Raw genomic sequence first — 20,626 nt, 5'->3', positions numbered from 1 at the left:
GCATGCCGTCACCCCTCCCGTACGCCCAGGAAGACCGGGTTGGTGAACGCGGCCAGCGCGCCGGGCACCGGTCCGGCCGCCGTCTCGTGCCGCAACTCCGCCCGCACGTACGCCGCGTAGGCCGCCGTCGTACGCCACTCCACGGTGCCCGCGCCGGTCACCGGCAGCGGATCGCCGGTGAACAGCACCCCCTGGTCGGTCACGAGGCGGACCACGCAGCGCGGGGCGCCCGTGACGTCCAGGCGGAGCGTGACCGGGGTGTCGGGGGCCGCTCCCAGCCGCTCGCCGATGCCCGCCCGCCGCCCCCGGCCGTCGGTGGCGGTGAAGGCGAGGGAGAGGCTCCGCGACTCGGCGACGTAGGAGCGGCCGGCGCGCAGGCCCGCCTGGATCGCGGCGCGGGTCAGGTCGTCGGCGAGGACGACGGTCTGGGGCAGGCCCACCGAGTCCGGGGCGCGGTGGGCGTCGCTGCTGCCCATCGCCGGCAGCCACGCCCGGTCCTCGCGCACCGACGCCACCAGCGTCGCGTCCCAGGAGGCCAGCGCCACCTCGTCGTCGGGCGTGTAGGGCCCGTTCCAGACCTCGACCACGTCCGCCTCGCCGAGACCGAACTTCCAGGCGCAGCCGATGCAGGTGGCGTGCGGATGGGCCGGGACGACCAGGCCCCCGGCCCGCCGGATCCGCCGCGCGTACCTGCCGAAGCGGTTGTCGCGCGCCCGGTAGCGCCAGTCGACGAAGGTGCCGGGGTCGGTGCCGAGCGCCACGACATGGCCGTTGCGGGTGGTCACCTCCTCACCCAGCATGATCAGCAGGTCCTCGCCCGCCTCCGGGGCCCAATGGGCGTGCGAGGACGTGGTGTTGTGGTCGGAGGTGTTGATGAAGTCCAGCCCCGCCGCCCGCGCCAGGGCGGCGATCTCGGCCGGGGTGCGGCGCCCGTCGGAGTACCAGGAGTGCAGATGGCAGTCGCCCCGGTACCAGGCCCGGCCCCGCCCCCGGGCGCGCTCCGGCGGGTAGACCGGCGGCGGGGTGGTGTCCGGCTCGCCGTACGTCAGCGTGACGGTGAGTTCGTACGTCAGGCCCTGCGGGGCGACCGTGTACGGGCCGAGCGCGACCGACCAGGTGCCCGCCCGCACCGGGCCCGGGAGGTAGCCGGGCGTCGCGTCGTCCGCACGGACGAAGAACTCCGCGCGGGCCCCGCCCGACCACCCCCGGAAACCCTCGCCTCCGAGGTCCGTGCCGCGCTCGTCGAAGAGACCGATGTCGAGCGCGTTGCCCTGGGTGCCGACCGGGACGGACGGCCGGTCGTAGGTGTACGCGACCCGCAGCTCGCGCACCCCCGGGGGGACCTCGACCGGCACGTACACGTAGTCCGGGGAGCCGGGCGGCAGCGTGCCCCGGACCGTCCGGGTCGACGCGCCGCCGGGGGAGGCGGCCTCGGCGCCGCTGGCGAAGGTCACGCCTCCCAACGTAAGCGCGGCGGCGCCGCCCGTCACGAGGAGCGCGCGTCTGGTCGTCCCGTCGCCGCTGCCGTTGCCTTGGTCGTCGTCGCACATGCTGCTGCTCCCGGGGTGTCGTGGGGGACGGGGACGGGTGCGGGTCCGGCTCACCCGACTCTGCCGGTCGGCCGTGAACTCCCGTGCAAGAGAAGGGAGTCGGCATCTTTCGGGTGAGCGGCGCCGGGTGTGGCGAGCGTCACGAAAAGGGCTCGTGCCGACCAGTCGGTATGGACAGGTGATGCGGGGGCCGGTACATCTGGACCATGCGTATCGCCGTCACGATCTTCCTCACCGACGAGACCGTCACCCCCGTCCGGCTCGCCCGTGAACTGGAGGAGCGGGGCTTCGCCGGCCTCTACCTGCCCGAACACACCCACATCCCGGCCGAGCGGACCACCCCCTACCCGGCCGGCGGCGACCTGCCGCGCGAGTACGGCCGCACCCTCGACCCCTTCGTCGCGCTCGGCCAGGCCGCCGCCGTCACCGAGCGGCTGGAGCTCGGCACCGGCATCACGCTGGTGGCCCAGCACGACCCGATCGACCTGGCCAAACAGGCCGCCACCGTCGACCACCTCTCCGGCGGCCGGCTCACGCTCGGCGTCGGCTTCGGCTGGAACGTCGAGGAGGCCGCCGACCACGGCGTCGAATGGCGGACCCGGCGCGAGCTGACCCGCGACCGGATGGCCCTCATGCGCGCCCTGTGGGCGGAGCAACCGACCGCCTACGAGGGCGAGTTCGCGAGCGTGCGGGCCAGCTTCGCCCACCCCAAGCCGGTGCGGAAGCCGCGCGGCCCGGTCCTCGGCCCGCGCACCCTGGTCGGTGGCGGCGCCGGCCCCAAGCTCTTCGCCCACATCGCCGAGTACGCCGACGGCTGGCTGCCCATCGGCGGCCGCGGCCTCGCCCAGTCGATCCCCGTACTGCGCCAGGTCTGGGCGGACGCCGGCCGCGACCCGGACACACTCCAGGTCGTGCCCTACGCCGTCGTGCCCACCCCCGGCAAGCTCTCCCACTACGCCGAGCTGGGCATCGAGGAGGTCGTCCTCCAACTCCCGTCCGCCGGCGAGCCGGAGGTGCTGCGGGTCCTCGACGCCTACGCGGCCCACCTGACCCCGGCCAGTGACACCGTGTGACGCGCTGGGCCGCCGAACGAACGGGGCGCCCTCTTTGCCCTGTTCAGGCCGATCGTATGCTCGAAGAATGACGACTTCCGCGACCTCCGGAACCGGCCCCACCGAGAACTCCATGCGTCGCGCCCTCAAACGCGCCCGTGACGGCGTCGCCCTCGACACCGCGGAGGCGGCGGTCCTCCTCCAGGCCCGCGGCGATGCCCTCGACGACCTCGCCGCGTCCGCCGCCCGGGTACGCGACGCGGGCCTCGCGGCGGCCGGCCGCCCCGGCGTGATCACGTACTCGAAGAGCGTCTTCATCCCCCTCACCCGCCTGTGCCGGGACAAGTGCCACTACTGCACCTTCGTCACCGTCCCCGGCAAGCTGCGCCGGGCCGGCCACGGGATGTTCATGTCCCCCGACGAGGTCCTCGACATCGCGCGCCGGGGCGCCGAACTCGGCTGCAAGGAAGCCCTGATCACCCTCGGCGACAAGCCCGAGGAGCGCTGGCCCGAGGCCCGCGAATGGCTCGACGCGCACGGCTACGACGACACGATCGCCTACGTCCGCGCCATCTCGATCCGCATCCTGGAGGAGACCGGACTCCTCCCGCACCTCAACCCGGGCGTGCTCGCCTGGACGGACTTCCAGCGGCTGAAGCCGGTCGCGCCCAGCATGGGCATGATGCTGGAGACCACGGCGACCCGGCTCTGGTCCGAGCCCGGCGGCCCGCACCACGGCTCCCCGGACAAGGAACCCGCCGTACGCCTGCGCGTCCTGGAGGACGCCGGCCGCTCCTCGGTGCCCTTCACCTCCGGCATCCTCGTCGGCATCGGCGAGACGTACGAGGAGCGCGCCGACTCCCTCTTCGCGCTGCGCAAGGTCTCCCGCGCCTACCACGGCGTCCAGGAGCTGATCATCCAGAACTTCCGCGCCAAGCCGGACACCGCGATGCGCGGGATGCCGGACACGGAACTGGACGAACTGGTGGCGACGGTGGCGGTGGCCCGGCACCTCATGGGCCCCTCCGCCTGCATCCAGGCGCCGCCCAACCTGGTCGACTCCGAGTACCGGCGCCTGATCGGCGCGGGCATCGACGACTGGGGCGGCGTCTCCCCGCTCACCATCGACCACGTGAACCCCGAACGCCCCTGGCCGCAGATCGAGTTGCTGCGCGAACAGTCGGCCCTGGCCGGCTTCGAACTACGCGAACGCCTCTGCGTCTACCCGGAGTTCGTGGGCCGGGGCGAACCCTGGCTGGACCCACGGCTGTTGCCGCACGTACGGGCGCTCGCCGACCCCGCGACGGGCCTCGCCCGCGAGGACGCGACCGTCGAGGGCCACCCCTGGCAGGAGCCGGAGGAGGCCTTCGTCGCCACCGGCCGCACCGACCTGCACACCACGATCGACACCGAGGGCCGTACCTCCGACCGGCGCGACGACTTCGACGAGGTCTACGGCGACTGGGGCGCCCTGCGCGAGGCGGCGGCCCCCGGCATGGTGCCCGAACGCATCGACACCGACGTACGGCAGGCACTGGCGACCGCGGCCGACGACCCGACGAGACTGACCGACGGCGAGGCGCTGGCCCTGCTGCACGCCGACGGACCCGCACTCGACGCGCTGACCCGCATCGCGGACGACGTGCGCAGGGCGGCGGTGGGCGACGACGTCACCTACATCGTCACCCGCAACATCAACTTCACCAACGTCTGCTACACCGGCTGCCGCTTCTGCGCCTTCGCCCAGCGCCGTACGGACGCGGACGCCTACACCCTCTCCCTCGACCAGGTCGCCGACCGGGCCCAACAGGCGTGGGAGGTGGGCGCGGTCGAGGTCTGCATGCAGGGCGGCATCCACCCCGACCTGCCCGGCACGGCCTACTTCGACATCGCGCGCGCCGTGAAGGAACGCGTCCCCGGCATGCACGTCCACGCCTTCTCCCCGATGGAGGTCGTGAACGGCGCCACTCGCACCGGACTCTCCGTCCGCGAGTGGCTCACGGCCGCCAAGGAGGCCGGCCTCGACTCGATTCCCGGCACGGCGGCGGAGATCCTCGACGACGAGGTCCGCTGGATCCTCACCAAGGGCAAACTGCCCACCGCCACCTGGATCGACGTCATCACCACCGCGCACGAACTCGGCATCCGCTCCTCGTCGACGATGATGTACGGCCACGTCGACCAGCCCAGGCACTGGCTCGGCCACTTCCGCACCCTGGCCCGCATCCAGCAACGCACCGGCGGATTCACGGAGTTCGTGACCCTGCCGTTCATCCACACCAACGCGCCGGTCTACCTGGCCGGCATCTCGCGGCCGGGCCCCACCCTGCGGGACAACCGGGCGGTGACCGCGATGGCACGGCTGCTCCTGCACCCCTGGATCCCCAACATCCAGACCAGCTGGGTGAAGCTCGGCAGCGAGGGCGCGGCGGAGATGCTCCGCTCCGGGGCGAACGACCTCGGCGGCACCCTGATGGAGGAGACGATCTCGCGCATGGCGGGCTCGTCGTACGGCTCGTACAAGTCGGTGAAGGACCTGGTCGCGGTGGCGGAGGCGGCGGGCCGGCCCGCGAAGCCGCGCACCACCCTCTACGGCGAGGTCCCGGAGGAGCGCCGGAGGGCCGCGGCGGTCTCGGACGGGCATCTGCCGGAACTGCTTCCCGTCCTGGACTGAGTACGATGATCCGACCCCTGTCCGATGGGGATGTGTAGCTGAGGAGTTGCGTGCCCGTGCCTGCCTCGAAGGTCTGGGTGACCGGTCTGACGGTGGGAGCGATCGCCGCGGTCGCGGTGCTGGCGGTCCAGGCCGACAAGGGCCCGCACCCGACGGCGACCGCCGCCGCCCGGCCGAGCGCTTCGGCGTCCCAGGGGGCGCACCCCGAGCCGACGAAGACCGCCGCACCGGCGGCGGTCCCGTCGGCCTCCGGCACCGGGCGGCGCATCGTCTACTCGGTCGGACAGAAACGGGTCTGGCTGGTCGACGCGGGCGACAAGGCCGACCGCACGTTCACGGTGTGGCCGGGGACGGTGAACCCCGACCCCGGCACCTACTCGGTGTCCGTCCGTACCGAGGCCACGCAGGGCTCGGACGGCGTCCAGATCGAGCACGTCATCTACTTCGGCGTGAAGTCCGGCCTCAACATCGCCTTCTCCAACGCGGTCGACGGCTCCTCGCCGCCGCCCGCGGCCGGAAAGCAGACGAGCGGTATCCGCATGTCCAAGGCGGACGGCACGGCCCTGTGGACGTTCGGAACGACGGCGACCAAGGTCAGGGTCGTGAGCTAGCGGACCGCCCCTCGGTGAGCTGGACGACGACCAGCACGACCCCGCTCAGCAGGAAGACCCGGGTCGCCGCGTCGAGCCCGTTCCAGCTCTTCGACTGCCACATCGAGAACCACTCCCCGCCGACCGCGATGAACCCGGCCCCGAAGAGCACCATCAGGGCCAGCAGCCCGTACGTCGACAACCGCCGCGCCCGCGCGTCGTCGCGCCGCACCCACAGCGCGGTCGCGGCGATCAGCATCAGTGCGGCGACGGTCTCCCAGACGATGATCACGACGTACGCCGTGTCCTGGAGCCCCTTGCTGGTGATCGCCCGCCACATCAGGTCGTCGTCCTTGAACGTGGTGTCCATGGCCAGCACATGCTGGACGAACTGCTGATTGGTCCCGAAGTCGGTGATGTTCCCGAAGGCGACGAGCGCTATGTAGAGCGCGACGGTGCCGGTGAGGAGGGTGGCGGCGAGGGAGAGGGGCCGTCGTGCGGTGGGGGTGGTCATGCGGGGATCTTTCCCTGCCGTACCCCGGTACGGACCCACCACATTCAGCCAGAATGAAGAAGCGGGCACGGTCACGGGCGGACGGCGGCGACAGATCCTGGCAGCCGTCGACCCGAACCTCGCCGCAACCACCTCGCCGCCGCACGCAAGGCCCTCGTCATCCTCGACGGCACCCCGCTCCCACGGAACGCCGGGTCAGTCGAACAGGGCGCAGTTGACCGCGTCCATCAGGGCGGCTCCGGTCTGGTGGGCCGGCTTGGTGAGAGTGGACGTGGCGAAGAAGAAGGCGGCCGTGCGATGGCCGGTGGAGTCGGTGACGTTGTAGGTCGCATAGCCCGGGACGATGCCGACGTGGTCCCAGACCGTGCCACAGGAGGTCTTCGCCGTTTCGATGCCCAACCCGTAGCCGAGCTCGTCAGGGTCCCCCGGCCCGTCCTCCGGCACGGTGGTGCGCATCTGGGCCAGTTGGGCGGCGGGCAGCAGGCGGCCCGACATCAGCGCGCCGTAGAAACGGGACCAGTCACCCGCGGTGGACACGATCGCGGCATCCGCTCCGTCGGCCGTGACGTAGTCGCCGGTGACGTCCACGTGGTCGTCGTGCTGCGGTCCGGCGTAGTTCCTGAACTCGTCGGGGACGTCCGGCGGCATGTGGGCGGCGTCAGGTTCGTAGCCGTGCGCGTGCCGGTCGTGCCAGGCGGAGCCGGTGGCGTAGAAGGTGTGCCGGAGCCCCAGGGGTCCGGCGATCCGGTCCCGCACCAGCGCCGCGAGGCTCTTACCGGTGGCCTTCTCCAGGACGGCGCCGATCGCGATGTAGTTGGTGTTGCTGTACGACCACTCGGTGCCGGGCTCGAACAGTGCCGGGTGTCCGCTCACCAGGCTCAGGATTTCCGTCGATGTCCATACGTGGGGGTCCCGGCCCGTCAGGGCTGGTGCGAGGGCTGGGTCGTCGGTGTAGTCGAACAGCCCACTGGTGTGGTTGAGCAGCACGCGCAGGGTGATCGCTCCGCCGTCGCGCACCTGGCCGGGCAGCCACTTGTCGACCGGGTCGGTGAGGGCGAGTCTGTGCTCGGCGACCAGTTGCAGGACGAGGGTGGCCATCACCGTCTTGGTGTTGGACGCTTCTCGCACCTCGTCGTCCGCCCTGAGCCGATGGTCCTTCTCCGTCCAGGCGGCCTGCTCGGAGATCTCGACGGGCCTGCCGTGACCGTCGTCCACCCGGACGACCACCCCTGGCACTCCTTCCTTCACCAACGTCCGTGCCAACTCCCGCAGGCGAGCGCGGGTCTCCGCAGCGCTGTCCTGTCGGACCGCCGAAAGCGTCCGAGGGCCGACGGCCGCGCTCTCGCGGACCGGCGCCCTCTCCTGGACCGTGTTCGCAGTTGAAGGGGTCGCAGCGAGGGGCACGACGAGGGCCGCGGTCACCGCGACTGTTGCTACCGCGCGAAACCCCGTCAGTCGCGGGCGCCGTCCGACACGCACATTCACACGCAATGCATGCTCCTTCGGGAATCCGGGAAGGCCGTCGGGCACGATCGGGGGACCGGGAGGAGAACGCGGGACTCCGCCCGGCGAGTTGTCGCCCGGCCCGGGGCGAAGCCGGATCCGACGGGCCCTGCACAGCCCTGGGGAATCCTTCGGAGGATAACCGAAGGAGGGGTGAAAGAATATGAACATCGGTTACTGAGCGTCCATAGCGGTGCCGCTCCAGGGCGATGACGGCTGTCGTGCCGGAATGGGCGGTGCCGACGAACATGCCGAAGCCGGCCGCGAGTTGGGCGAGGGTCTGGTGCGCGTCGAGGTGACCGACGCGCGGGGCGACCGGGTCCCGCGTGCCCCGGATCCGGTCGACGGGGTGCGCGGAATCGGGACGCGGGCTGCTGCTGATCGCGGCGTACGCGGACCGTCGGGGCGTCGACGAGGCACCGGCCCACGGCAAGACCGTATGGGCCGAGTCGGTACCGGATCGTGCGCGGCCATGACCCGGTCGAGCGCGACGCCGCCGGTGCTTCCCGTGCCGGAGGTGCCCACGGGGCCGCCCGGGGCCCCGGAACCGAAACCGGGACCGGAACCGGCAGCCGCGAGTCGCCGCCCGGCGGTCGACCTCCTTTCCGGCCTCCGCGCCCACGACCCGCGCCTGCTCCTCACCGAACGGGACGTACACCGCCTGGTACCCGGCGTCGATCCACAGGTGGTGGACTGACACCCGGCCCACCCAGGACATCCCGCTCGTCCCCTCAACCCACCGTCCCCGTTCGATTACAGTGCTGAGCTGTCGTACGTACGGACGGACGGTGCCGTGGGAGGGGTCTTGGTGACGGTGGCAGCCGGGGCCGTCTGGGGGCGGGTGGAGCAGCAGGACTTCCGGAGCCGGGTGCGGGGGACGCTGCTGGGGGCCGCCGTGGGGGACGCGCTGGGGGCGCCGGTCGACGGGCTGGCGGTGGACGGGATACGGGAGGCGTACGGCGTCGAGGGGCTCGTCGATCTCGCCCCGGGGTACGGGCGGCGGGGGGCGGTCACGCATCTCACGCAGCTCACCCTCTTCAGCGTGGACGGGCTGATCCGGGCGCAGGTGCGGCGGGACACCGGGGCCTGGCATCCGCCGACGGATCTGCACCGGGCGTACCGGCGCTGGGCGGCCACCCAGTCCGACTGGGGGCCCGACGAGCGCCGCAAGGACGACGGCTGGCTGGCCCGCGAGGAGTGGCTGTACGCGCGCCGGGGGCCGTCCCGGGCCTGTCTGCTGGGGTTCGGGGACGACACGATGGGCACGCTCGACTCGCCCAAGAACCCCGGCGCGACCGGCGCCGAGGCCGCGGCCCGCTCCGCACCGTTCGGGCTGCTCGTCGGCTGGGAGCCGCAGTTGGTGATGCAGCTCGCCGTGGAGTGCGCCGCGCAGACCCACGGGCACCCGGTCGCCTATCTGTCGGCGGGCGCGTACGCCGTCGTCGTGCACGGGCTGGCGCGGGGCGAGAGTCTGGACGGCGCCGTGCAGCGGGCGCTCGGGATGCTCGCCGCCCGGCCCGGACACCAGCCCGTCTCGGAGGCTCTGCAACGTGCGCTGGGCGCCGTACGGCAGGGGCTGCCCAGCCCCGCGCGGGTGGAGGAACTCGCCGGTGCGGGCACGGCCGAGGGGCTGCTCGCCGTCGCCGTGTACTGCGCGCTCGTCGGCGAGGACGTACGGCACGGGTTGTGTCTCGCGGTCAACCAGGGCGGGCCGTCCGGGCCGGCGGGCGCGCTGACCGGCGGTCTGCTCGGTGCCCTGCACGGCGAGACGGCCCTCCCGCCGGCCTGGCTGGCCGAGCTGGAGGGCCGTCCCACGTTGCTGGTCCTCGCCGACGACTTCGCGATGGAGATGACCCAGGGGCCCGCGCTGCACGGACCCGCCGGGGCGTCACCGGGCTGGATATCCCGTTATCCCAGGGGAAGTTGAGGAAGACAGTTGAGGAAGGCGGTTGGGCGGTTCAGTTGAGCGGTGAGTTGGGCGCGGTGGACGGTCACGGCTGGGTGCCGGTCACGTCTTCGACCGCCCCCGCCTGCGCGGGCACCGGTACCGCCGCCGAGCCGCTGTCGTCGCCGTCCGTGTTGATCCGCTCGATCAGCGCGTCCCGCTCCGGGGTGTCCTCGGGCTTCACGTAGCCGATGAGGATGTAGAGGACGAGGGAGACGGCGAGCGGGATGGAGACCTGGTACTGGAGCGGGACCCCGCCGTCCACGTGCCAGTTGATCGGGTAGTTGACCAGCCAGAAGGCGAGCAGGCCCGCCGCCCAGCTGGTGAGCGCCGCGGTGGGGCCGGAGGTGCGGAACCGCCGCAGCAGACCCAGCATCATCGGGATCGCGATCGGGCCCATGAGCCCCGCGACCCACTTGATCACGACGGTGATGATGTCCTTGAACGTCGGCGAGTTGATCTGGGTCGCCACGGTCATCGACAGGCCGAGGAAGACGACCGTCGTCACCCGCGCCGCGACGAGCCCGGACCGTTCGCCCCAGGCGCGGGCCCTGGAGGAGACCACCGGTGCCACGTCCCGGGTGAAGACGGCCGAGATCGCGTTCGCGTCGGAGGAGCACATGGCCATCGTGTGGGAGAAGAAGCCGACCACGACGAGCCCCAACAGGCCGTGCGGGAGCAGCTGTTCGGTCATCAGGCCGTAGGAGTCGGAGCCGTCCGGCTTCTGCGCGTGGACCAGCAGCGGTGACATCCACATCGGGAAGAAGAGGACGACCGGCCAGACCAGCCACAGGGCCGCCGACAGCCGGGCCGAGCGCTCGGCGGCCTTGGGACCGGTGGTCGCCATGTACCGCTGGGCCTGGTTGAGCATGCCGCCGTTGTACTCGAAGAGCTTGATGAAGAGGAACGCGAGCAGGAACACGGTGCCGTAGGGGCCGACGAGCGGCTTGCCGTGGCCGTGCAGGGCCGGCTGGTTCCAGGCGTCGAAGAAGCCGATGTTCTTGTCGTTCAGCTTCAGTACGACCGCCACGAACATGGAGACGCCGGCCAGCAACTGGATGACGAACTGGCCGAGTTCGGTCAGCGCGTCCGCCCACAGGCCGCCGATCGTGCAGTAGACGGCGGTGATCGCGCCGGTGATGAAGATGCCCTGGTTCAGCGAGACCCCGGTGAACACCGACAGCAGCGTGGCGATCGCGGCCCACTTCGCGGCGACGTCCACGATCTTGAGCAGCATGCCGGACCAGGCGAGCGCCTGCTGGGTCTTCAGGTCGTAGCGGTTCTTCAGGTACTCCAGCGGGGACGCCACATGGAGCCGGGAGCGCAGCCGGTTGATGCGCGGGGCGAACAGCTTCGACCCGATGGCGATGCCGAGCGCGATCGGGAACGACCAGGTGATGAACGACGTGACGCCGTACGTGTAGGCGATGCCGGCGTAGCCGGTGAACATCACCGCGCTGTAGCCCGACATGTGGTGCGAGATGCCGGACAGCCACCACGGCATCCGGCCGCCGGCCGTGAAGAAGTCGCTGACGTTGTCGACCCGCTTGTGTGACCAGATACCGATCGCGACCATCACGCCGAAGTAGCCGATGAGCACGGCCCAGTCGAGACTGTTCATGTGCGCCCTCCCAGGGTTGAGCCCGTTCAGCCCGGGGCTCATCGTGGGTGGTCGCGCGTGGACACGACAAGTAAGCGTGAGGTCAAGGCGAAGTAAAAAGGTTCGGCCGGGTGGCCTCTGTTCACTTACATGAACTCACCGCATTAGCTCCCCCGCGTTCACCAGCAACGATTGCCCGGTGATCGCCCGCGCCCTGTCCGACGCCAGGAACACCGCCGCGTCCGCCACGTCCCCGTCCGTCGCCAGCTCGGGCAGCGCCATCCGCTCCGTGAGCCGCTTCAGCACCTCCGCCTCCGGGACACCCTCCGTGTACGCGGTGAACTGCACGTACGCCTCCACCGGCGGCCCCCACATCCACCCCGGCAACACCGTGTTGACCCGGATCCGGCGCGGCCCCACCTCCCTTGCCAGCGAGTACATCGCACTGGTCAGCGCGCCCTTCGACGCCGCGTACGCCGCCTGCCGCACCTGGGAGGGCGCGGCGACGGCCGACTGCGTGCCGATGAACACCACCGAACCCCCGCCCGCCTCCGTCAGCGCCGGCAGACAGGCCCGGGTCATCCGCAGCGAACCGAGCAGGTTCACGTCGATGACCGACTGCCAGGTCGTGAAGTCGGCGTCCTCGACACCGCCGAAGTAGCTGTCCCACGCGGCCACTTGGACCACCGCGTCGATCCGCCCGAACCGCTCAAGAGCGAACGCCGCCAGCGCCTCGCACTGCCCCTCGTCGGTGATGTCGGTGGCCCGGTACGCCGTGCGCGCCCCGCCCGGATCGACCTCGGCGGCACTCTTGGCGAGGTTCGCCTCGGTCCGCGCCCCCAGCACGGCGTTTCCGCCCTCCCGTACGACGGCCGCGGCGACCTGATGGCCGAGCCCCGCCCCGACCCCCGAGACGACGACGGTCCTGCCCGCGAGCAGCGACATCCGATCCCTCCCTGCGTCTGGCGGTCCACCTGACGGAGCGTCAGAGTATGGGTGACCGCCGGAGGACGGAAGGGGAACGACGTGAGCGGGCTTCCCCCTCCCACCGCACGCGTCAGGTCGGGGTGTTGAGCAGGCGGGGACCGGCTTCCCGGTCTCCGTCTTGATCAGGCCCCGGTCACGAACCCCACGAACTCCGTCCAGTGGTCTCGCCCCACGGCGAAGTGCGGGCGAGTCACGTCCTTGGAGTCCCGGACCTGTATGGCCTGTTCGGTGACGGCGACTTCGATGCAGTCGTCACCCTGACTGCCGCTGTAGCTGGACTTGAACCAAACCAGTTCCGTCGCGCTCATAGCTCTCCTCGAAGTCGCTCCAACAGGCCCCAGGAATCCTGGGAGTTGAGGGCCTGCGAGCGCAGTGTGTCATAGCGCTGGTAGAGGAGGCTCACCTCTTTCGGGTCGGAGATCAGACGGCCGTTCTGCTGCCCTTCCGAGTACGCGAACCGCTGCCCCTTCGGGGTCTCCAAAAGCCGCACAGGGCCGTCCAGGCAAGCATGCAACCCCGCCTCAAGCGGCACGATCTGAAGCGTCACGTTGCGCGGCGCGCTCAGATGCAACACTCGATCGAACATCTCCCGCATCTGGTCGGTGTCCCCGAACCGGCGCCGGAAGACGTGCTCCTCGACGATGAAGCTGAACGGGATGGTCGGCCGCTCGAACAGCATCCGCTGCCGTTCCATGCGCCTGGCCATGAACTCGTCCAGCTGGTCGTCCGGTGCCACCGGAACAGTCCCCTCGAACACCGCCCGCGCATACCCCTCCGACTGCAACAACCCCGGCACCAACCGGCACTCGTACGTGTACAGGCTCACCGCCACCCGCTCCAACTTGGCCCACTGCCGGAACCACGCCGCAAGCCCCACATCCCCGCGCCCCCGCGTCACGTACTTCGACGACTTACGTAACGCCCCCGTGTTCCCCAGCAGCTCCTCGGACCGCTCCACGTACGCCTCGTCCGCCAGCCGCCGCCCCAACTCCACTGACTCCACGGTGTGTTTGGAGTACCGCACCAGCTCCGCGAAGTCGGCCCTGCTGTACCCCGCGTGCTCGCGCAGCGCCTGGGCCACCGCCCCGAACGTCCGCAGACTGTCCGAGGGGTCGGGCTCACGATCCGGCTCACCGCTGACCGGCTCCCCGACGCCGCTGTCGCCCATGATGTCGATGCCGCCCGTCATACGCGGCCACCTCTCGTTCCGTACACGCACCACGCACTGTCCGTCGGCCCACGTCCGACAGCGCCCAGCGTGACGGAAGACCCCGCGTACCGTCCACAGAATGTCCCCGTACGGTGACGCACCGTACGGACCTCACCTCCGGAACGCGCCCCCACGGCGGCCTCCTGAGCGCAACCCTTCCCCCGCTGGTGGGCACCGTGGCGACGTTCGCCGGAGCGGCTCCTGTCCTCCACTCGCCGAGGTGTCCCCCTCGCCCGCCTCCTCGCCACAACCCGGCTCCGCGCCCCTCTTCTGGGCGATAGCGCCAGGCCAACTTTCGAAGTAGTTTCGAAGTCATGAGCGCCGCGAGTGCAGCCGTGAACTTCTCCGAGCTGGTGAACAAGAACAAGCAGACGCTTGCCCGCCTCCAGGAATCGCCGAGACTGCTCCTGCACCGCAGGGATGGCGAGGATCTGGTCCTCACCACCGCAGCGCGGGCCGAGCAGGACCAGACCGTGGTGTCGGCAGCCACCCGGATGCTGGTCGCGATGGCTCGACGGGAGCCCGGCAGCATGGAACTGCTCCTCGACATACTGCCGGACGCATTCCCGTGGGTTCGATTCCTGCCCGAGCCCGATCTCCACGCCTTCGCCGTCGAACTGGTCGACACTATGCGCGCCGCCGACTCCCTCGGCAACAGCGCGTCCGTCGCCCAATTGCTCATCGCCTGGCAGCACACCGCCGAGGTCCACTCCGACCCCGAACTGCTGGCCGCACTGTCCAGGGATCACGGCGAGGACTACGGCCCGGTACCAGACCCACGGGACGTGGCGTGACCGCGGGCCGCGTGTGTGCGACCTCAGACGGCGCGCGTTGGGCTCATCGCAGCTCGTCCACGTAGCGGTCCGTTCCCGGCACGGTGGGGATGAACGGTGCGACGAACCGCACGACGCCCAACTCCGAAGCCGCCACGGCCGTGTCCAGGTTCGCGAAGTGGTCGCGCCAGGTGTCGCGGGGGTCGTGTTGCAGGAACCACAGCAGGGTCAGCCGGGTTCCGACCCCCTCGACCTGCTTGACGTAGGTCATCCGGTCCATGGGCAGCGGCGTCGGCGCGAAGACGGTCACCATGGCCGCGGGCGAGCCCGCCAGCTGCTTCGGAAGATGGTCGTCGCGCAGCCAGGCGAGCAGGTCCGTGAGCCCGGCGGGGGAGTCGGCGTCGATGACCTGGACGACGAGCCCGGCGTAGGGATGGTCGAGGGCATGGATGTCGCGGGGACCGTGGCCCCCGTCGCGGTAGACAGTCGTCGTGTGGTCCTGGAAGGCGGTGAAGACGTGCGTGCGATCCTGGAAGACACGGTGGTCGCGGTTGAGGCGCTTGTTGATGCCGACAGTCCATTTCATGTGGTCGGCGTAGCGGCCGGCGGTCATCCAGTAGACGGATAGGTAGCACCCGGCCGTCACTGGCTGCGCGACGGCGGACTTCTCGGGGTAGCGCAGGAGTTGCAGGTCCCGCGTGGCGACCCAGCGGCGCCCGGCGTACATCCATGGCATGGCCATCGCGCCGGCGATGAAGTGGTCGTCTTCGTACCAGCGATTGTATTCGCGCTCCCGGCCGGGGTGCGGCTCGACCATGGTGATGAGCGCGTGCCCGAGGTCGGCTCCGTAAGGGCCGACGGCGGCCAGCTCGGCGTACAGGTCGCTGTGAGTTCCGTCTGCGTGCGTCGCGTCGTCTGTCATGGCTCCGGTCTAGCTGACGCGGCATCAGATTGGGAGAGGCGTTCCGCTCGACTCTGTCCGAGGTTCAGCGATCACGCGCGCCAAGCCGACAGGCGGATCAACGGCCGCGCCCCGCCGCGCGCAACGGACCACCGACAAGGAACGAGGATGCTGCGCCGACTCTTCGCTGACCACGGCTCCTTCCGTACGGTGACGTCGCGTTCGTCCCCGATCCGCGTGCCCGAATCGGGCCTGGGACGCGTGGAGTTGCTCGCTCCGTTCGTCCCCCACGGTGCCGGGCACGGACACCTACGTGGACCGGCTCCGCTGGCCGCCGCTACTTCTTCAGCTCGTCCGGACACGCGGTGCCCCGCGGCAACTGGTACGGCGCCGCCAGCCGGTACGTGCCCGCCTTCGGCGCCAGCAGCATCGTCCACTTGTCGCCCGACGCGTCCTGCTCCGTCTCCATCAGACAGCCGTTGACGTTGTCGAACGTCTTCGGCGTACCGTTCGCGCGGTGCTTGGACGCCGCCGTCTCCTGGGGCGCCTGCACGCTCTTGCCCTTGGCGTCGACCAGGCCCAGCCAGGGGGAGTACGGCACCCGGATCAGGACCCGGCCCGGCTTCTTCACCTCGATGGTCAGCTCGCCCTGCTCGGCCCGGTCCACCGTGGCCGGCGGATCGGCCAGCGGCACCGGGTCGGTCACCGCGAACAACTGCCAGTTCGCGTCGCCCCAGATCTGCTTCAGATACGGCATCCCGCGCTGCACCAGCCCCCGTTCGCGCTCCCCGCCGGAGCCGTCCGGCTCGTCCTTGGGCAGCACGACGTAGTGCACCGCCCAGCGCTGCAACCACTGGTGGTAGTTGGCCGAGTCGAGGGTGTCGTCGTAGAAGAGGGGGTTGCGCTCCATGTCGGCCTGACGGTTCCAGCCGCGCGCCAGATTGACGTACGGCGCGAGTGCGGAGGCCTCGATGTGCGAGCGGGCCGGGACCACCTCGACCCGGCCGCGCTCGGCGCCGACGCCCTGCAACTCGTTGACGAGCGGGGCGAGTTCACGGGCCCAGGAGGCGGCAGGCGTGGTGTGCACTATGTCGTCGACCGACTTGAAGCCGATCCAGCCGGTGAAGCCGAGGAAGGCGAGCACGATCACGTACCACTTGCGCGACCGCGGCACCGCGAACGGCAGCGCCGCGATCAGCACGACCCCGGCGAAGAGCATCGCCAGCCGCGTGATGTTGGAGCCGATCTGCGAGCTGACCAGCCAGACCAGGATGACCCCGAGGGAGTAGACGGCGGACGTCAGCCGGACCGTCGTCCACTCGCGGGGCACCACGGCGTAGACGAGGACCCCGGACAGCAGCGGCAGGATCACCGAGCCGAACCCCATCGGCTGGGTGCCCGAGAACGGGAACAGCCACGCCGACACCGCGACCACCGCCGCCGGCGCGACCCCCAGCGCCCAGGCGCCCGGCCGCCGCTTCTGCAGGAACAGGGCGACCGCCACCAGCCCCACGAACAACCCCGCCACCGGCGAGGACATCGTCGCCAGCGCGGCCAGCGGCGCCGCGCACAGCGCCTTCGCCCAGCGCTTGTAGCGCCAGCGGTACGGCCAGCAGAACACGACGGCGACCGCGCCGAGCGCGAAGACCGTGCCCAGTCCGTACGTCACCCGGCCCGACGCCGCGTTGCACAGCAGCGCGAAGAGTCCGGCCAGCGAGGCCCACAGCGGGTTCCTCACCGAGCGGCTGCGGATCAGGATCATGGTGAGCAGACCCGCCGAGAGCGTGCCGGCGATCATCATCGTCGTACGGACGCCGAGCACCGACATCAGGTACGGCGACACCACGCTGTACGACACCGGGTGCATACCGCCGTACCAGGCGAGGTTGTACGCCGAGTCGGGGTGGCGGCCGACGAACTCCGCCCACGCGTCCTGTGCGGCCAGGTCGCCGCCACTGTTCGCGAACGTGAAGAACCAGACTATGTGCAGGGCACCGGCGAGGAGGGTGATACCGACCACCGGGTGCCGCAGGAAGGGGGCGCGCGCTTTGAGCACGAGGGCGAGCGCGCGGGCTTTCCAGGTGGTGCGGGGCGGGTCGGGGACCTGTGCGGTCTGCTCGGGCCGCGAGGGCTGCGAGGGCTCCGCGGAGTGCGCGGGCTGTGCGGGGTGCGCGCTCTGCGCCGTATGGGTGGCGGCCCGCGGGGTGGGGGCCTCAGGAGTGTCCGGGGTGTCCCGAGTCTCCTGGGTCTCCCGGGCGTCCGGGGTGTCCAGGATTTCTGACTCGGGCAGGCGTATTCGCGGGCCGGTACTCCGGCCCGGTTCGACGTCGTCGGTGCGTGTCGGCTCCACTGTGGCCACCTGAAGGCACTCCCCGTGTCCCGTCTCCTGTTCGCGACCGCGTCCCGTTCTGTGCGCGGTCGGTGTGCGGTCGCGTCCCGGCGACCGACTGCTCGCCCCGTTTCGTGACGCTAGCACGCACCCCGCCGGTCGGCTCCGGAGCAGACCCCGGACAGCGGGGTGCGGTGACACACGTCGGCTGTCGGGTCAGCCGAGGCGGGTCAGTTTGTCGCTGAGGCCCGGCTCCGCCAGGTCCTTCTGGAGGGCCACGGGGACCTTGACCGCGCCGCTGGAGCCGTCGCCGACGGTGAGCGTGCCCACCTGGGTGCCGGCCTTCGCGGTGTGCGGTACGGCGTCGGCGTCGAACGACAGCTTCACCTTCAGGCCCGCCCAGCCGACCGCGGCGACGTCCTTGGTGAGGACGACCGGGGTGTGGTTGCCGAGCTGGTCGTCCACGTACCCGACGACGTCACCCTTCTTCAGGATCTTCGCTGAGGTCAGCGCCGACTGCGCACCGAGCATCGCGGTCCTGCTGACCGTGTTCACCGTGTCGATGATCGGCGCCGTGTGCTGGCCGAGGATCGCGCCGACGACGGTGACCGTCTCGCCGCCGACCGCCTTCGTCGCCGCGAACAGCAAATTTCCGCCGGCCGCGGTCGTCGTGCCGGTCTTGATGCCGATCGCGCCGTTGTACGGCACCAGCTCGTTGTAGTTGCGCCACTTGTGGCCCGACGGGTCGGTCCAGCTGGGCAGCTTGGTGATGTCCATCAGGGCCGGGATCTTCACCAGCTCGTTGCCGAGCTTCACCTGGTCCTCGGAGGTGGAGACCGTCGACTCCTTCAGACCCGAGGCGTCGGTGTACGTCGTGTGCGTCATCCCGAGCTTCTTGGCGGTGGCGTTCATCTTCCGGATGAACGCCGTCTCGGAACCCGCGTCCCACCGGGCAAGCAGCCGCGCGATGTTGTTCGCGGACGGAATCATCACCGCGGACAGGGCCTGCTTCTCGGTGAGGACGTCGCCGGCCTGCACCGTGTTGAGGGTCGACTCGCCGTTCTTGTCGTAGCCGCCCTCCTTCTGCGCCGTCGCGTCGACCTTGATCTTCGCGCCCTCAGAGCCCGTCTTCAGCGGGTGGTCCTTGAGAACGAGGTACGCGGTCATCGCCTTCGCCACCGACCCGATGGCGACCGGGGTCTGCTTGCCGAAGTTGCCCATCGTGCCGATGCCGTTGACGTCCAGCCAGCCCTGCCCCTCGGAGGGCCAGGGGAGGGCCGCCTTCTTGCCGCCGAAGGTGTACGAGTCGTCGGCGGTGAGGGTGAGGGACGGGGCCGGGAGCGGGCGTACGGCCTGGACGACCGCGAGCACGATCGCCAGCAGGAGGACCAGCGGGGTCCAGATCTTGACCCGCCGGACGATCGTGCGGACCGGCGTCTCCGGCGGCGGCGGAGTGTTGGTCAGCTCGGCGAGCAGGTCGAGCGGGGGCTTGGGCGGCAGCGGCTGCTGGGTCGTGCGCTCGGGACCGACCTGCGGGACCGGGCGGGTCGCGTCCGGCTGGGCGCGCCGTTCGTCCAGCGGCTTGAGGGCGACGAACCTGCTGATGCGCTCGGCTTCCGACTCGGATGACTCGGGGGCCTTGAGGGTTTTGAGGTTTTTACGATTCTTGGGGGTTTCGTCGGCCTTGGGAGAGTCCGTGGGAGTGGGCGTGCTGCCCAGCTTGAGCATGGTGGTCGGCTGGTCGCCCTCGGGCTCGGGCGGGCGTACGGCCTTGAAGATGGCGGTGGGGTGATCGACGGGAGCGGCGGGCTCGGGCGCTCTTTCGCCTTCGGCCTCGGCCTCGGCCTCGTCGGCCTCGGCTCCGCCCTCGGCCTCGTCGGCCTCACCCGCGTCGGCCGTGCGGCTTTCGTCGTCGGTTGCGGGTTGCTTCCGCGAGGCATCGTCGGCAGCGGCAGCGGCAGCGGCACCGGGAGCAGCATCTGCGTCTGCGTCGGTGGCCTTGGGCTCAGGCTCGGCGTCGGTCTCCGGCTTCGGGTTCGCGCCGGCAGGCGCAGGCGCCGTGGTGCCGGTCGCGTCCTCGGCCTCGGTGGCTCCTGCCGCGTCCTCGGTGTTGTCCCCGGCCTTGTCCACAGCCGCGGGTGTCTCCGCGGCTGCGCCCGCGCCCGCGGCCGGAGTCTCCGCGCTCTTGTCCTCTGCCTCGGCCGGTGGCTCGACCTCAGCGACAGCCTCAGCCTCAGCCTCAGCGTCGTCCTTGCCGTTGCCGTTGCCGTTGCCGTTGCCGTTGCCGTCGGCCGTGCCCCCGGAGTCGCCCGCGGCCTCGGCACCGTCATTCGCGTCGGCCCCGGAGTTTGCGTCCGCAACAACTTCCTTGTCCGGAGCGGGCGTTGACGCACCCTCCGCCTCCGCCCCCGTTCCGGACCCCGACCCGGTCTCCGGCGTCGGCTTCTCGTCCTCCGGTCCCGCGCCCCGGGTCACGACCGCCTCGCGGAGAGGGGCCTCGCCCTCCGGCTCGGGGGCGGGCGTGGGGACGGGTGCGGGGGCGTCCGTGGCGTCCTTCGGGAGGTCCCGTACGGAGAAGACCTTCGTCGCCGTGTCCACGCCGCCGCGCGCGGTCGACGGCTTGTTCTCCTCGCGGGCCACCGAGAGCCGCGGGTCGCGGCTCCCGGTCCTGGCCTCGGGAACCGGACCCGCGCTCCCCGACGTCGGTTCTGCCGACGACTCGCGCTGCTTCGACCTGTCGGGGGACTCGCCCGCCACCGATGCCTCCTCCATGCGCCGCACGCTCTCCGTGCGTCTACCGAACCGACCGCTCTACCGCTGACTGCCGCTCCGACAACGACTCCCCATCGCTGTCCGAACCATGTACCAGTGTCCTGTGTGCGGGCTTGACTCCTGCGGTAGACGAGAACGACATACCTATCGGTTCCACTACGAAGCGGTCACGCACCCTCGACAAGCCAATGTGAGAGGGGTCACCCTGTCATTCATCCACGCGGGG

General features: G+C 70.9%; 15 protein-coding genes. 5 read left to right on the top strand and 10 right to left on the bottom strand.

Annotated features, from left to right (window positions below; all coding sequences use genetic code 11):
- Nucleotides 1-8 precede the first annotated feature (8 nt).
- A complete protein-coding gene (locus ABZT12_RS13270) occupies nucleotides 9-1,550 on the bottom strand; it encodes a CehA/McbA family metallohydrolase (RefSeq protein WP_356382064.1) in 1,542 nt (513 codons plus the stop codon).
- 206 nt (nucleotides 1,551-1,756) lie between these two features.
- Here ABZT12_RS13270 and ABZT12_RS13265 point away from each other — a divergent pair, with 206 nt between their 5' ends.
- From ABZT12_RS13265 to ABZT12_RS13255, 3 genes are all read left to right on the top strand, one after another.
- Entirely contained in the window at nucleotides 1,757-2,623 is an 867-nt protein-coding gene (locus ABZT12_RS13265; RefSeq protein ID WP_356382061.1) for an LLM class F420-dependent oxidoreductase, read from the top strand.
- 67 nt (nucleotides 2,624-2,690) lie between these two features.
- A complete protein-coding gene (locus ABZT12_RS13260) occupies nucleotides 2,691-5,276 on the top strand; it encodes a bifunctional FO biosynthesis protein CofGH (protein WP_356382058.1) in 2,586 nt (861 codons plus the stop codon).
- Between the two features lie 56 nt (nucleotides 5,277-5,332).
- Complete coding sequence (locus tag ABZT12_RS13255; protein ID WP_356382055.1) at nucleotides 5,333-5,887, top strand: hypothetical protein; 555 nt, start codon at nucleotides 5,333-5,335, stop codon at nucleotides 5,885-5,887.
- Here ABZT12_RS13255 and ABZT12_RS13250 read toward each other — a convergent pair.
- Nucleotides 5,871-6,380 carry a DUF2165 domain-containing protein gene (locus ABZT12_RS13250; protein ID WP_356382053.1) on the bottom strand — a complete coding sequence of 170 codons (510 nt, stop codon included), beginning with the start codon at nucleotides 6,378-6,380 and terminating at the stop codon, nucleotides 5,871-5,873. The genes ABZT12_RS13255 and ABZT12_RS13250 overlap by 17 nt on opposite strands.
- A 195-nt stretch (nucleotides 6,381-6,575) precedes the next feature.
- Entirely contained in the window at nucleotides 6,576-8,054 is a 1,479-nt protein-coding gene (locus ABZT12_RS13245; RefSeq protein WP_356382050.1) for a serine hydrolase domain-containing protein, read from the bottom strand.
- Nucleotides 8,055-8,691: 637 nt separating this feature from the next.
- Here ABZT12_RS13245 and ABZT12_RS13240 point away from each other — a divergent pair.
- Nucleotides 8,692-9,810, top strand: coding sequence for an ADP-ribosylglycohydrolase family protein (locus ABZT12_RS13240; protein ID WP_356382047.1), 1,119 nt, complete (start codon nucleotides 8,692-8,694; stop codon nucleotides 9,808-9,810).
- A gap of 64 nt (nucleotides 9,811-9,874) precedes the next feature.
- On the opposite strand, the gene ABZT12_RS13235 is transcribed toward ABZT12_RS13240, so the two are convergent.
- The 4 genes from ABZT12_RS13235 to ABZT12_RS13220 form a co-directional block, all read right to left on the bottom strand.
- The gene (locus tag ABZT12_RS13235; protein ID WP_356382044.1) at nucleotides 9,875-11,449 is read right to left on the bottom strand and encodes a sodium:solute symporter family protein; all 1,575 of its coding nucleotides are present in this window, start codon (nucleotides 11,447-11,449) and stop codon (nucleotides 9,875-9,877) included.
- A gap of 135 nt (nucleotides 11,450-11,584) precedes the next feature.
- A complete protein-coding gene (locus ABZT12_RS13230; RefSeq protein WP_356382041.1) occupies nucleotides 11,585-12,373 on the bottom strand; it encodes an SDR family oxidoreductase in 789 nt (262 codons plus the stop codon).
- A gap of 164 nt (nucleotides 12,374-12,537) precedes the next feature.
- The gene (locus ABZT12_RS13225) at nucleotides 12,538-12,723 is read right to left on the bottom strand and encodes a DUF397 domain-containing protein (protein WP_356382038.1); all 186 of its coding nucleotides are present in this window, start codon (nucleotides 12,721-12,723) and stop codon (nucleotides 12,538-12,540) included.
- Nucleotides 12,720-13,604 carry a helix-turn-helix transcriptional regulator gene (locus tag ABZT12_RS13220; RefSeq protein ID WP_356382035.1) on the bottom strand — a complete coding sequence of 295 codons (885 nt, stop codon included), beginning with the start codon at nucleotides 13,602-13,604 and terminating at the stop codon, nucleotides 12,720-12,722. The genes ABZT12_RS13225 and ABZT12_RS13220 overlap by 4 nt, the downstream gene beginning before the upstream one ends.
- Nucleotides 13,605-13,939: 335 nt before the next feature.
- Between ABZT12_RS13220 and ABZT12_RS13215 the strand changes: the two genes are divergently transcribed.
- Nucleotides 13,940-14,419: a hypothetical protein gene (locus tag ABZT12_RS13215; RefSeq protein WP_356382032.1), complete on the top strand. Its 480-nt coding sequence runs from the start codon at nucleotides 13,940-13,942 to the stop codon at nucleotides 14,417-14,419.
- 43 nt (nucleotides 14,420-14,462) lie between these two features.
- On the opposite strand, the gene ABZT12_RS13210 is transcribed toward ABZT12_RS13215, so the two are convergent.
- The 3 genes from ABZT12_RS13210 to ABZT12_RS13200 form a co-directional block, all read right to left on the bottom strand.
- Nucleotides 14,463-15,320, bottom strand: coding sequence for a hypothetical protein (locus ABZT12_RS13210; protein WP_356382029.1), 858 nt, complete (start codon nucleotides 15,318-15,320; stop codon nucleotides 14,463-14,465).
- A gap of 316 nt (nucleotides 15,321-15,636) precedes the next feature.
- Nucleotides 15,637-17,658, bottom strand: coding sequence for an MFS transporter (locus tag ABZT12_RS13205; protein ID WP_356382026.1), 2,022 nt, complete (start codon nucleotides 17,656-17,658; stop codon nucleotides 15,637-15,639).
- Between the two features lie 186 nt (nucleotides 17,659-17,844).
- Nucleotides 17,845-20,400, bottom strand: a complete 2,556-nt coding sequence (locus tag ABZT12_RS13200; protein WP_356382023.1) for a D-alanyl-D-alanine carboxypeptidase — start codon at nucleotides 20,398-20,400, stop codon at nucleotides 17,845-17,847.
- Nucleotides 20,401-20,626: the final 226 nt, after the last annotated feature.

The organism is Streptomyces sp. NPDC005423 (assembly GCF_040606415.1).
GTDB lineage: Bacteria > Actinomycetota > Actinomycetes > Streptomycetales > Streptomycetaceae > Streptomyces.
Note: the sequence above shows the minus strand (reverse complement) of the source record. Positions and strands in the feature narration are given on the sequence as shown.